Source organism: Psychrobacillus sp. FSL K6-4046, assembly GCF_038624605.1.
Taxonomy (GTDB): Bacteria; Bacillota; Bacilli; order Bacillales_A; family Planococcaceae; genus Psychrobacillus.
Genome location: NZ_CP152020.1, coordinates 3,611,578 through 3,624,733, shown reverse-complemented (window position 1 = coordinate 3,624,733; position 13,156 = coordinate 3,611,578). Strand labels below are relative to the sequence as shown.

The following is a 13,156-nucleotide window of genomic DNA, read 5'->3' as shown; positions in this document are numbered from 1 at the left end:
ACAAATAAAAAAATATATTTGTTCAAGGGAAAGGAGGACGCCATGACTACTTTAAAAAGTAATGCACCTACCAAAGAAAATCAAAAACGTTATTCCAAAAAGAATATGTGGACTGGAATACTGTTTGGATTAGGAGTCGTTGCCTTTATAGATGAAGTGGTTTTCCATCAAATCTTACATTGGCATCATTTCTATGATAAATCCACAACAGATATTGGCTTAGTTTCCGATGGATTATTCCATGCATTTAGCTTCTTTGCTACTGTGGGCTCGGCTTTTTTAATGGCAGATCTTCATCGACGCCAGGCTTTTTGGCCAAAAAGATGGCTAGGAGGCATCTTTTTAGGAGCCGGAGTTTTTCAGCTATATGATGGTACGATCCAGCATAAGCTAATGGGTTTACATCAAATTCGTTATAATGTCGATATTCTCCCGTATGACTTAGTTTGGAACATAACTGCAATTTTAATGATTATCGTTGGTTTAGTTCTATTAAAACAAACGAGTACTAAGAGTGGAGGTGATTAGGATTGCATCATCACCAACAAGAAAGTGGTTTAAATATCGATATTGCTCAAATACTACTAGGTGCTCCATTTATAATCATGCTTTTTTTATATTTACTAGCCGTATATATGTCTAATAAAAGTAAACGAAAGTGGCCAAAATATAGAACGCTATTATGGGGAGTAGGAATTGTTTTAGCAATTATATCTGTATCGGGTCCCCTCGCACAGCAAGCACATACAGACTTTGTAGCTCACATGGTTGGTCATTTGTTTTTAGGGATGCTAGCACCGTTGCTTTTAGCTTTAGCGGCACCAATGACACTATTTCTTAGGGCTTTGCCGGTCAAAACTTCGCGAAGTATTACTAGAATACTTCGAACTAGATTTATTCACTTTTTTCAAAACCCAATCGTTGCATCTATATTAAATGTCGGTGGACTTTGGTTGTTATATACCACACCTTTATTTGAAATGATGCATGAGAATAGTTTGCTTTATATCTTCATTCATATACACATTTTTCTAGCCGGCTACCTTTTTACAATCTCCATTATATATATTGACCCAACACCTCATAGAAAGAGTTATATATATAGATCAGTGGTTTTTTTATTTGCTCTAGCGGGTCATGCCATCCTTTCCAAATATATTTATGCAAACCCTCCAATTGGTATTTCGAAAACAGAAGCAGAAATGGGAGGGATGATTATGTATTACGGTGGGGACGCTATTGAGATAGGATTAATTATTATTCTTTTTTACCAATGGTTCAAACAAACCGGTCCTAAAGCTGAGATTATTAATCCTACACCTATCAATAGAAAAGAGGAGCTTATATGAAGGAGAATAATGCAAAATATACGGTTGCAGGCACTAATATTGAGGAAGTTAAAAGGCAAAATGCTAATTCTGGGTTAACTTATAATGAGTTAAACGAATTGATAGCTAAACAGTTAAAGGATGAGGAAATAAATAGTCAAAAATCAACTTAAAAGAAAGGACTGTGGTTTTGAAATGTATTTCAAAGCATTTCTCATTAAGTTTATTATGACAACAGCCGTCATTTGGATCGTACTAGGTTATTATGGGGTAGAATTATTAAATATTTTTATTACAAGTATTGCTTTAACTGTTTTAGGCTTTGTAGGTGATATCTTTTTAATGCCAAAGATCGGTAATATGCTTGCAACCTTTGGTGATTTCATACTGGCACTTGCAGTAGTTTGGCTAATAGGTATTTACTTATTCGACCCTTCCGTTCCTGCAGGAAGAGCAGCATTTATTATTTCTCTTATATTGATAATCGGAGAAATGTACTTGCATCAATATATAAAATTGCATATTTTCGAACCAAGAGTAACAAATCCAAGCGATAAAGCAGGTTATTATCAAAGAACGGATACACAATTGGAATTTGCAAAAGCATTTAGTAAAGAGGATTTTAAGAAAAAATAAAAAATGTATATTTTATCGTTTATAGCCCATTCTAATACGGTAGAAGGGGGGTAAAACAAAATGTCAAACAACAACAACCGTAATAACATCAACCGCAACAACAACAACAATAATAACAACAACGAATTCGGTGAAGAGTTCAACTTTGAAAACCTAAACAACAACAATAACAACAACAATGACAGAAATAACCGTAACAACAACCGCAATAACAATAATAACAACAATAACAATAACAACAACAACAACGATAATAACAATTAACCTGTAGTTTTTAGGTTAAAAAGGAAACTTTACCTTCCTGGTAAAGTTGCCTTTTGTTTAAAAAACAAAATAAGTGGTACCTATAGGTTAAGAAACGGGGGAATGGAATGTGGTAAACAAGTTAAAGGAGTTAGAAGTAGAAAAAGCATATGTTACTTTTATGTTCCCATTCGCCTTTCATGAAAATCAGAGACAAAAAATGATGGAAACGCTAGAAAGGCATCATTTTAAATTTTTTAATTTAAAAAACAAAGCACTTCAAGCTGGTTATTATGGAAAAGGAGTAAAAGTTCGACATGAACAACTAAGTCAATTTTTTTTACCTTATATAGAAGATAAACTATTCCCCCAAACCACCAAAAATAGGGGGTTTTTAAGATATTCAAAAGAAATAAATGAGGAATTCACATGGGAACTTAAAGAACAAAAAAGTAATTTTCTTATTAATAGCGTAGACATCACGCTATGCCCCTTTGGAATTGGGGTTATAACAATCCGTACGTTAAAGGAAGGGCAAGAAAATTTGTCAGAGTTCCTGCACTTTATTTCTCACTTTAGAGTATTAGAACCTAAGCTGGAAGAGGAACAGGGAGTTAGTATATATAATGATTCCTATAAGTTTGAAACAACAAACCAACTAGTCTTAGATTACTTATGCCCGTCAGTTAAGCCATTTATTATAAGGAATGAACATTTAGAAGGATATTATGGTAGTCTTCCTTTTTTTGAAGATGCAAGAATGCTTTCTTCCGTTTTTCTCGTAGTAAAGGAAGATCAAGAAATTTTATCGGAACATCTGTATCGGGTTGCACAGGTTGATGGTAAAATGGACGGAAATCCATATATATCTAGCACTAACCCTGAGTACATCGAGCAATTTGTAGAGAAACGATTACATAATCGATGGGCTCCATTTACATATACTATTACCTCTGAGAATGTTCAGGCAACTGTTACAAAAATAGACGAGAAAGCTTCACCAAATAGCATCTCTGATTTTATGGGAACGATGTATTATAACTTATTGTTGCATTACTACTATAAGATAATGCTATTAAAACTCTCATTTGAGCATAGTGAGGTAAGCTGGTCCAAGGACAAAGAGTACGTGAGAGAGCTTATGGAGCTTATTTCTAAATTTTATTCAAGATACTACTTTGGTCAGGTTTCTCCAAGGCAAGAAGGGAAGGAGCTTACCCATTTACTTCGAGAGGCATTTAATCTAAACCATCTCTTTATTGAAGTAAAAAAGACATTGGATGATTTGTATCGTGCTCAAGATAACCAAACAAGCACTCGTCATAACATGCTTTTGTTTATGCTGACAGTCTATACGACAATTTCAGGTATTTATGGCATGAACTTGGTAATAGAGGATTGGAAGGGGTTCACCGACTGGTCTAAGGTACCTGGATACTCATTCTTTGAATGGATCTCTCTTGTGACAGCACTAAGTGGAATCGGATTGGCTATTGCGCTACTTGTAAGTACAGGCGGCAAAGGGTTGGCGAACAGATATAGAAAGTGGAAAAGAGAACGTACAGATTGATCCCCAAGATAGGGGATTTTTTTGTTGTTTAGGAAACTATAAAGTTCTAAATCTGTGGATAAATTGATGTCTAGCTCCACCGCCTTGCCCCTCGGGGTCAAATGGATAAAAGCTCCGGTGGCTGAGGAACTGCCTCCTGGCTTTTCTCCATTTGCCTGTCGGGGCAGGGATAGGCGGTTGCGCTTTTCTTGTGGAAAAGAAGATAATTTTATATTGTCTACTTTATATTGATAAAGTGCTAGATTATAGGATAATAATAGTTACTAGAAAAAAGAAAAAATGGGGTAACGTTGTGAATTCTGAAAAAACATCTAAATCAATTGTATTACCGTTAATAGTTTCTATTGTGGCGATTTCGTTTGCAGCTATTTTTGTGAAATGGTCCAATGCACCAGCAACTATTTTAAGTATGTATCGAATGATCCTAGCTAGCTTATTGCTTTTGCCAGTTGTCTGGATAAAAAGGGACGAATTTAAAAGAATTTCAAAAAGAGAATGGTACCTTTTGTTCTTCTCTGGCATGTTCTTAGCTTTGCATTTTGCTCTCTGGTTTGGCTCGTTGAAGCTAACTACTGTAGCAAGCTCAACAATAATACTAGCGCTCCAACCGATTATTGCTTTAATCGGTGGAATGATTTTGTTTAAAGAAAGAACTACTGCTAGTGCCCTGCTTACTATGGGAATTGCTGTTGTAGGTGCTGTTATGGTGGGCTGGGGAGATTTTGGCCTTAGTAAAAGTGCGATATTAGGAGACATTCTTTCATTTTTAAGTGTCATTGCAGTAGTGGGGTATTTACTAATTGGTCAAAGTGCGGTAAAGAAAGTGTCTCATTGGATTTATAGTTTCTGTGTATTTGGTTTTGCTGCAGTCGCTTTGATTCTTTATAATGTTGTCACTTCGGTTCAGTTGACAGGCTATGATGCCAAGGAATGGGGGATTTTTGTTTTATTGGCTGTCGTTCCTACCATTTCACATCTCATAAATAACTGGCTTCTTAATTACGTAAATGCTACGACCATTTCTATGAGTATTCTTGGAGAGCCTGTTGGAGCTACCATTTTAGCTGTCATTATTCTGGGTGAACGTATAGTTGCTTGGCAAATTATTGGTGGTCTTATAGTTTTAATCGGGGTATTCTTTTTCCTTATGCAACAAATCAGCGGATATAAGAAAATAAGCAAAGCAAAGGTAGGGTGAGTTTAGATGAATAGAGCGGCAATGCTAAAAATGACATTGTCCATGGCCATTTTTGGATCGATTGGTTTTTTTACAGGAAAAACTGGTATTCCTGCTATAGAGTTAGTGTTTGTTCGCTGTATTTTTGCCACCCTTTTCCTTGGTTCATTATGGTTGATTACTGGTCAACATAAGAAAGAAACTTGGAAAAAAAGAGAACTGCTTCAAACTCTTCTATGCGGTGTATTCTTAGTTCTAAATTGGGTGTTCCTTTTCAAGGCTTTTGAAGTCACATCGATTACGATTGCGATTACTATATATAATTTGGCGCCAATCATTGTTTTGTTACTTGGAACCTTATTTTTGAAGGAGAGGATGACATGGACATCTCTGATTGCTATATTAGTATGCTTTCTTGGAAGTGTTCTGATTGTAGGTATTAATACCACTCAATCCCTATCAGCGTTTCTAGGCTCTGGCTTTTTATGGGCACTTCTAGCTGCATTTTGCTATGCGATGACTATGCTTCTTGGAAAAGGTGTTAACCATTTAAGTGCCTATGCAATGACCTTTGTCCAGACCACAGTTGGAATTGTAATACTACTTCCGTTTCTTCAACTTAATGTATTTCAAGGATTAACTATGGAAAACTGGCTATACATAATTGGTACGGGCTTGATACATACAGGTTTTGTCTATTATTTATTTTTTGATAGTCTTAGAAAGTTAACTGCTGTGGTAATTTCCGCATTAGTTTTTGTTGATCCAGTCGTCGCTATATTACTAGATACATGGATATTAGATTTCCGTCCAACACCTATGCAAGTTTTAGGGATTTTAATGGTTTTTGGAGGAATTATTTATACACTTATTAAATCTAATAAGAGAGAGCCTATTGAATCCACGGAAGTGTAAACCAAAAAGGTAGTACTGACTATGCTAAGTCAATACTACCTTTTTTATTTAGCTTTTGAGACTTCGTTTACGAATAGGCGCCAGGATAAGGGTAGTAACGATGATTAAAGCTGCTATAACTACTGCGGAATAGAAGAGCCCTCCGTAGCCATTTTGTGCAGCTATTGTAGTTACTTGGTCGATACTTTTTAATACAGTCTGAAGTAATGTTGGATCTTGTATTTGGTCTAATAATCGTGACATAGTTTCCTGGGAAATAATTTCCCCAGAGGAGGACACCTGTTGGGAAAGGTTTTGAAACTCCTGGAGGCCTGCCTCACTGATGTTTGCTTCCTCGATGTTTTGCTGTAATATTTTTGGGAAATCATTTTGGAAAATGGTTGGTATTTCGTTAAACCCTCTAGTAATAAATCCGGCATAAATAGTTGGAGCGATGGTCATACCGATTTGTCTACTTAAAGAGAGAGTTGCCAATGCAGTACCCTTGTCGGCGTTGAGTTTTTCGGTTGCTAATATATTTAAAGGCGCCCCAAGAATTATACCCATTCCGAATCCAGCTACTGAAGAAGCGAGAATGAAATGCCATTTAGCTTCAATCCAAGTAGGGAACAAAAGAAAACCAATGGCAGACACAATACCAGATAGAAGTACGGCTAAAATTGGTCCTTTTTTATCAACGAACACACCACCCATCGCAGCTCCTAGCCCAGCTGCTAATGCAAGAGGTGTCATCCAATACCCAGCGTTTTCTTGGGCTATCCCAAGCACTTGCTCAGAAAAGGCAGGGATAAAAATCATACCTGCTAATAGAGCTCCTGAAAACATACCTATTAACAAGGTTAATAAGTATGACGATTTGGATAGCAAACGAAATGGAAGGATGGGATCACCACCACGTTTTTCTAAGCGACTTTCATGGAATAATAAAAGGAGTAAAAGAACAATCCCTGCTAAGATATATCCATATACCTCTAACTCCAGTAGGCTCTTAAAGAAGTTGACTCCTTCAATATTAGTCAACCCATACATAATTCCTAGAATAGACAAGGAAAGTAAAACAATTCCTAGTAAATCCAGTTTTCCAACTGCTGCATCCTTTGTTTCTTCTAGTTTTAAAAAACCAAGTATAACAAGAGCGATTGCAATAGGTATATTAATGAGAAATAAGAAATGCCAACTTCCTGTAAGATCTAACAACACACTACCGAGATTGGGTCCTAATACTGCTGCAATACCATTCATCCCCCCCAGCATACCTAAAGCCTTGCCTTGTTTTTCTACCGGCAGAGTGCTTAAAATATGAGAGCTTCCGATGATGAATATACCGCCTCCACCTAGAGCTTGTATGAAACGGGCGATTAAATAAAAAGTGAAGTTAGGACTTAAGGCAACTAGCAAGGAGCCAATCCCAAAAATGGCAATCTCCACAATGAAAAGTCGCTTGCGACCATAACGATCAGAGAGCTTTCCTACTATTGGCACGCTGATTGCAAGACCGAGAGTGTAGAGTGTTATTCCCCACGCCCCCCAGTTCGCATTAACCTCAAAAGAACTATTGATGGTTGTAAGAGCAGCACTGATAATCCCGTTATCAAGAGCAGCCATAAAAACACCAATAGAAAATAATGCTATTGCCCATGTTTGAGAAGTATTTTTTTCTGCCATACCATGACGACCCCCACTCTTCCTAATAGATGTCTAAATTTGTTTATACAATATTTTACATTAGCGTTTTGTTTTTGGATAGCCTAAATCATATAGATATAGGTCCAAAAATGATATTATTATAGCAACCGTTTAAAGGAGAAAATAAAAATGCCAACATATCACTATACGCAACCCTTAGAGATAGAAATAACCCCTAAAACCACTGTATATAACGAAGAGGGAAAAGGAATTTGTACTTTTCAAAGGTATTACTCTAATCGTTTGAAGCGATTTCTGGATAGAGCCATGGAATACCGTTACTTCCTTCGTTACGATATATATGACTTAAATGATCAAATTATTTTCACATGTAAAAAGGTTTCAAAGAAGGGCAGAGTATTTTTTCAAGCCTTTGATTATGAAACAAAGGAACATTACACAATAACCTATGATAAATGGAAGGAACTAGTGGCTGACCTATTAATTCTTGGTAAGGATTTCAATATAGTAATTGAAAAGGAACTAGAAGAATGGTCTAGCTATGTTTGGGAAGGAAAAGAAATTGCTAGGTGGAAAGCAAAGGTAGAAGATGAGTTCTTAATGGAGCTAGAAATTTATGAAGACTCTCCAATACAAAATCCTGCTTTTTTTATCGCTATCAGCCAATGTGCGTTATATATAGGAAGTTAATAAATGTAAGGCTCACTGTTGCTTTTGACAGCTGTGAAGCCTTTTTTTTATAAAGTCAGATTCTTTTACTTTTTTGAAAGGGTACGATATGATTTAAATACATCGTGTGCGATGTATTTATGTGAGGAGAGTAAGAAATGAGTAACAAGAAACCCTCTAAATTAGAGCAGCAGCTATGCTTCGAGGTATATAAGGCTTCCAGTAACTTTACTAAGCAATATGCTAAAACCTTGGAGCCATTTCAATTAACGTTTCCTCAATATTTAGTATTGTTGGCATTATGGGAAGAGGATCATTTGCTGACGAGAGATATTGGAAAGCGTTTGGAGCTAGGAATTGGTACGTTAAACCCTATTATTAACCGAATGATTGAGCGGGACTGGCTTGAAAAGAAACAATCTAACGAGGATAAACGAGCCTATATTATATCTCTAACTGAGAAGGCTAAAAAAGCAGAAGATGAAATTGAACAATCCATTATAAAAAAAATTACAAGCTGTAACTTCCTAGACATGAATGCAAGTACACTCATGTCCCAATTAAAAGAACTAAATGCTTTTTTATCGAAAATGGAGGAGTGATGAAAATGAGTATTTATGACATTAAAGTACAAAAATCGGACGGAACAGAATATGACTTAAGTGAATACAGAGGAAAGCCGATGCTTATCGTTAACACGGCAACTAAGTGTGGACTAAGTAATCAGTTTGATAGTCTAGAAATCCTTTATAAAAAATACAAGGATGAAGGTTTAGTAGTTCTAGGCTTCCCTTCCAACCAGTTCTTCCAAGAGCCAGGAAATGGAGCGGAAGCGGAACAGGCTTGTCGAATGAGCTATGGAGTTACCTTTCCCATGCATGAAATGGTAAAGCTTAATGGCAACGAAGCACATCCGTTATTTAAATATCTAACTACCAACACCAAAGGCTTACTTTCCAGCAAGATTAAGTGGAATTTCACAAAGTTTTTAATCGATAAAAACGGTAATATTGTGAAAAGGTATGCTCCAACTGACAATCCAAAGGAATTTGAAGAAGACATAAAAAATATAATAAATGAATAAAGTAAAGGACCTGGATTGCCAAAGATCTAGGTCCTTTATGTTTAAGATTTAGGAAAAAAAGGAATAAAGAGAAAAAGAGACGAAATGGGGAAATAGCATGGAGAGACTAACTGTAAAAGAACAAACACTACTTGCCTATTACGTGTGTAATTTTCTGGAAAAGGGAGCAGAAGGTAGTTTATCAAAAGCTTTGAAGGAAGGATTAGGTGACCGACTTTCTACCATTCAGGAGGAACTTACAAAAAAAGGTTTGTTGAGTAAAGAGGATAAAATGATAACAAATGAAGGAATTTTATACATGGATAATACTTTACACATCCAATCATATGCAACAGAAGGAAATAAACTTGCATACGTCAAAGATAGCTTACAAATAAATGAAATCGAGCTTTCGGAGCCCGCGTTAAAGCATTACATTCATCAAAATATTGGGATTGAACAACCATCTATTCATTAACCATAAAATAAGTCTGACTCTTTAGAGTCAGACTTATTTTATGTTAACTATTGTCCAAAATGCTCAATATTACTTGCACTTAAATTATTCCCATCAGGATCTTTAAAGCCAAAACCTCCTAGACCCTCCTCATTTACATTCAGTGGCCCAACCTCAACTTTATTTTTTTTCAACCATTGATAAAAGTCTTTTAACAAAGGCGTATAAAAGTCGATGATGCTATGGATCACACTAGAGTGAGTATTAGTAAAAAATAAAGGTCGAACTTCTTTTGTTTCTACTAAAAAAATAGTAGGAACTCCTTTCGTATGAAAGGAAAGCATGGCAGTCTTGTCTCCTTTAGATTCAACATGAACCCCGAGAACAGTCATATAAAAATCCATTGAGCTCTCTAAATTACTGACGGGTATTTCTACAGTGGCGATACGAGAGATAAAGTGAGACATCTGCGTTAGACCTCCTATAAAAGAATGTACGTACTAATATATTCTATTTTTACCCTTATTTTCCCTTTATAAATCTAATAATTTTTAGCATAATTTAAATAAAATATAATAAAAATGTAATAGTAAACTGGTCCCTTTTAACTTGAAGCTTAACTTTAAATTAAATGAAAAGTATAAAATATTAATAGTAGATTGAAGGATTCTATGGTAAGATTTTTCCTGTGAAAAAATGAAAATAAAGAAGGAATAAACTTGGCAATTAGACAAAAGAAGGATTTAGGAGAAAAGCTAAGCTTATTTCATTTAACTTGGCCAATCTTTTTAGAAGTATTTTTGTTTATGTTAATGGGAATAGCAGATACTTTTATGTTAAGTGCAGTATCTGATAATGCTGTTTCAGGAGTTGGGGCAGCCAACCAATATATCCACATTGCAATATTAATCTTAGAGGTAGTTGGTAATGGTGCAGCTATCGTGGTTTCACAATATTTAGGTTCTAGAAGATATATAGAGGCCTCTAAAATTTCAGGTCTTGCCGTAACTTTAAATCTTGGGGTAGGAATTATTCTTAGTATTGGGTTTGTCATATTTTCTAAAAGTATTATGGCGGGTATGAACTTAGAGGGAGAGGTCCTTGAGTTTGCCAATCAATATTTAATGATTGTTGGTGGTGGTATTTTTCTTCAAGCATTGATTAATGCTTTGGCTGCCATTATTCGTGTACATGGTTATACAAAGCAAACAATGTTTGTTTCGTTAGGGATGAATATAATTCATGTCGTGGGTAACTACGCATTAATTTTCGGTAAATTTGGCTTTCCTGAGCTAGGCGTACAAGGTGCTGCCATATCATCTGTAGTGAGTCGTTTTATAGCGCTTCTTGTGTTCTTTTGGCTTCTATATCAAGTAATGGAATACCGTGTACAAGTAAGTTACTATTTCACCATCTCTAAAGAGTATGTGGGAAAAATACTTAAAATAGGTTTGCCTTCAGCTTTTGAACAAATTTTATATCAAGGCTGTCAAATCGTATTTTTATATTATGCTACTTATTTAGGAGCAGAAGCATTGGCCGCTAGGCAGTATGCTGTCAATATATCGATGTTTACGTATTTGTTTGCAGTCGCAATAGGTATGGGAACTGCAATAATTGTCGGAAGGTTTGTAGGGGCCAATGAAAAAGAGGAGGCCTATAAATCTGTTTGGTATAGTGTAAAAAGGGCGTTCATATTTACATTAGCAATGGTTGCTATTGTAATCACGTTCCGTCACCCTTTGATGGGTTTATTCACAGATAACGAGGAAATTATTAAAATTGGAGCTTCTGTACTTGTCTTAAGTATCATACTTGAGACTGGTCGTACGTTGAATATTGTGATTATCAACTCGTTACGTGCAGCAGGCGATGCAACCTTCCCGGTAATAATGGGGGCTTTGTCAATGGTGATGATGAGCGTACCATTAGGATATTTATTTGTTTTTGTACTCGATATGGGACTTCCAGGAATATGGTTAGCAATAGCAGCAGATGAGTGGCTACGTGGAATTATCATGTTCTTTAGATGGAAGAGTAAAAAATGGGAAAAGTATGCGCTGGTTCATGAAAAAGAAGAGAACTCTGATTTGGACAGTCAGACAGTCTAATGTTTAGCTGTCAGAGTAAAAACCATCGACAGTTAAATGTCGATGGTTTTTCTGTTACTTAGAAGATAATTATAGAACTAACGAATTAATTTTTAGTTTCTTTAATTGTTCAATCGCTTTTTTTAGTATTTCTACATTTTGTACCAATGCAATTCGTACATAGCCAGCTCCTGCTGAACCAAAGACAGTACCTGGGACCATCACTACACCAGTTTGATCGATTGCCTCGAAGACAAATTCCTTATCAGGAATTTCATAAGGATACTTAGCCCAAACAAACATGCCACCATTAGAGGGTGCCACATTCCATCCAAGGTCTCTTAATCCATCCATGACTACTCTGTGTCTTTCAGAGAAGGTTTTACGTAGTGATTCTGTAATTTCCTCAGCGTGATTAAGAGCAACAATTCCTGCTTCTTGAATTGGACCGTAAATGCCAAAGTCTAAATTAGATTTTAATTGTTTCATAATACCGATCATTTCCGAATTTCCAGCGATATAAGCTATCCGGGTTCCCGCCAAACTAAAGCTCTTAGATAAGGAGTTAATCTCCATTCCTACTTCAAGAGCACCAGGTGTTGAAAGAAAGCTACAAGGAGAGTCTCCAGTAAAGTAAAATTCAGAGTATGCTGCATCGTGTAGAATAATGACATTATATGTATTAGCAAAAGCAACTACCTGTTGGAAAAACTCCTCGCTTGGCATGGCAGGTACAGGGTTTCCAGGTAAATTTAATATCATTAGCTTGGCTTTTTGAGCTATTTCTGATGGAATCGCACCTAAATCAGGTAGGTAGTCATTCTCTTCTAGAAGATCCATATAGTAAGGCTCTGCTCCTGCTAATTTAATACCGGCATCATACGCAACATACCCAGGGTTGGTCGTTAGAATAATATCCCCCTCATCACAAAAGGCTAGGGGTAAATGGACTAGTCCCTCTTGAGAGCCCATCGTTTGGACAATTTCAGTCTCGGGATTTAATGGGACATGATAGCGGCGTTGATAATAATTAGCCACTGCCTCATAAAAACGTTTCGTTCCACTTAATGTATATCCGTAAGAGTCTGCAGAAAAGCTCAAATCAGATAGTACTTTTCTAGCCACCTCACTTGGCGGGATGTCGGGACTTCCTAGGCTAAGGTCATATAGCTCGAATCCGGATTCTTTTTTTCTGGCTGCTGCTGCTTTTAAGTCACCAAATATTGCTGGCTCAAATAAGGACATTTTAGTAGAAGGTTGAATGATCAATGAAAGCACTCCCTTGCAAACAATTAATAAATTTTATGTATCATCATAACACAAATTATATTAATATTGAGAAAAATATGAGATATTGTTAT

Annotated in this window: 15 protein-coding genes; 12 read left to right on the top strand and 3 right to left on the bottom strand. The window is 36.1% G+C overall.

Features of this window, described 5'->3' with window-relative positions:
* Nucleotides 1-42 precede the first annotated feature (42 nt).
* The 7 genes from MKY09_RS17820 (at nucleotide 43) to MKY09_RS17790 (ending at nucleotide 5,869) form a co-directional block, all read left to right on the top strand.
* Entirely contained in the window at nucleotides 43-528 is a 486-nt protein-coding gene (locus tag MKY09_RS17820) for a DUF2243 domain-containing protein (protein ID WP_169358383.1), read from the top strand.
* A gap of 2 nt (nucleotides 529-530) precedes the next feature.
* Nucleotides 531-1,349 (top strand): cytochrome c oxidase assembly protein, encoded by an 819-nt coding sequence (locus MKY09_RS17815; protein WP_251553235.1) that lies wholly within the window; start codon nucleotides 531-533, stop codon nucleotides 1,347-1,349.
* A complete protein-coding gene (locus tag MKY09_RS17810) occupies nucleotides 1,346-1,501 on the top strand; it encodes a hypothetical protein (RefSeq protein WP_169358384.1) in 156 nt (51 codons plus the stop codon). The genes MKY09_RS17815 and MKY09_RS17810 overlap by 4 nt, the downstream gene beginning before the upstream one ends.
* Before the next feature lie 22 nt (nucleotides 1,502-1,523).
* Nucleotides 1,524-1,964 carry a DUF2512 family protein gene (locus MKY09_RS17805; RefSeq protein WP_169358385.1) on the top strand — a complete coding sequence of 147 codons (441 nt, stop codon included), beginning with the start codon at nucleotides 1,524-1,526 and terminating at the stop codon, nucleotides 1,962-1,964.
* A gap of 373 nt (nucleotides 1,965-2,337) precedes the next feature.
* Complete coding sequence (locus tag MKY09_RS17800; protein WP_251553237.1) at nucleotides 2,338-3,777, top strand: CorA family divalent cation transporter; 1,440 nt, start codon at nucleotides 2,338-2,340, stop codon at nucleotides 3,775-3,777.
* 292 nt (nucleotides 3,778-4,069) lie between these two features.
* Complete coding sequence (locus tag MKY09_RS17795; protein WP_342567234.1) at nucleotides 4,070-4,975, top strand: DMT family transporter; 906 nt, start codon at nucleotides 4,070-4,072, stop codon at nucleotides 4,973-4,975.
* A 6-nt stretch (nucleotides 4,976-4,981) separates the two neighbouring features.
* The gene (locus MKY09_RS17790; protein WP_342567233.1) at nucleotides 4,982-5,869 is read left to right on the top strand and encodes a DMT family transporter; all 888 of its coding nucleotides are present in this window, start codon (nucleotides 4,982-4,984) and stop codon (nucleotides 5,867-5,869) included.
* Nucleotides 5,870-5,917: 48 nt separating this feature from the next.
* Here MKY09_RS17790 and MKY09_RS17785 read toward each other — a convergent pair whose 3' ends face one another.
* Nucleotides 5,918-7,534: an MFS transporter gene (locus MKY09_RS17785; protein WP_342567232.1), complete on the bottom strand. Its 1,617-nt coding sequence runs from the start codon at nucleotides 7,532-7,534 to the stop codon at nucleotides 5,918-5,920.
* A 150-nt stretch (nucleotides 7,535-7,684) separates the two neighbouring features.
* Between MKY09_RS17785 and MKY09_RS17780 the strand changes: the two genes are divergently transcribed.
* From MKY09_RS17780 to MKY09_RS17765, 4 genes are all read left to right on the top strand, one after another.
* On the top strand, nucleotides 7,685-8,206 hold the full coding sequence (locus MKY09_RS17780; protein WP_342567231.1) for a hypothetical protein: 522 nt from the start codon (nucleotides 7,685-7,687) through the stop codon (nucleotides 8,204-8,206).
* A gap of 137 nt (nucleotides 8,207-8,343) precedes the next feature.
* On the top strand, nucleotides 8,344-8,787 hold the full coding sequence (locus MKY09_RS17775; RefSeq protein ID WP_342567230.1) for a MarR family transcriptional regulator: 444 nt from the start codon (nucleotides 8,344-8,346) through the stop codon (nucleotides 8,785-8,787).
* 5 nt (nucleotides 8,788-8,792) lie between these two features.
* A complete protein-coding gene (locus tag MKY09_RS17770) occupies nucleotides 8,793-9,269 on the top strand; it encodes a glutathione peroxidase (protein WP_342567229.1) in 477 nt (158 codons plus the stop codon).
* A gap of 97 nt (nucleotides 9,270-9,366) precedes the next feature.
* Nucleotides 9,367-9,726, top strand: coding sequence for a hypothetical protein (locus MKY09_RS17765; protein ID WP_342567228.1), 360 nt, complete (start codon nucleotides 9,367-9,369; stop codon nucleotides 9,724-9,726).
* A gap of 47 nt (nucleotides 9,727-9,773) precedes the next feature.
* Here the strand turns inward: MKY09_RS17765 and MKY09_RS17760 are convergent, their stop codons facing one another.
* The gene (locus tag MKY09_RS17760) at nucleotides 9,774-10,172 is read right to left on the bottom strand and encodes a VOC family protein (protein WP_298474101.1); all 399 of its coding nucleotides are present in this window, start codon (nucleotides 10,170-10,172) and stop codon (nucleotides 9,774-9,776) included.
* Nucleotides 10,173-10,418: 246 nt separating this feature from the next.
* On the opposite strand from MKY09_RS17760, the gene MKY09_RS17755 reads away from it, so the two are divergent.
* Nucleotides 10,419-11,816: an MATE family efflux transporter gene (locus MKY09_RS17755; protein WP_342568266.1), complete on the top strand. Its 1,398-nt coding sequence runs from the start codon at nucleotides 10,419-10,421 to the stop codon at nucleotides 11,814-11,816.
* Nucleotides 11,817-11,885: 69 nt separating this feature from the next.
* Here MKY09_RS17755 and MKY09_RS17750 read toward each other — a convergent pair whose 3' ends face one another.
* Nucleotides 11,886-13,064 carry an aminotransferase class I/II-fold pyridoxal phosphate-dependent enzyme gene (locus MKY09_RS17750; protein WP_342567227.1) on the bottom strand — a complete coding sequence of 393 codons (1,179 nt, stop codon included), beginning with the start codon at nucleotides 13,062-13,064 and terminating at the stop codon, nucleotides 11,886-11,888.
* Nucleotides 13,065-13,156 lie beyond the last annotated feature (92 nt).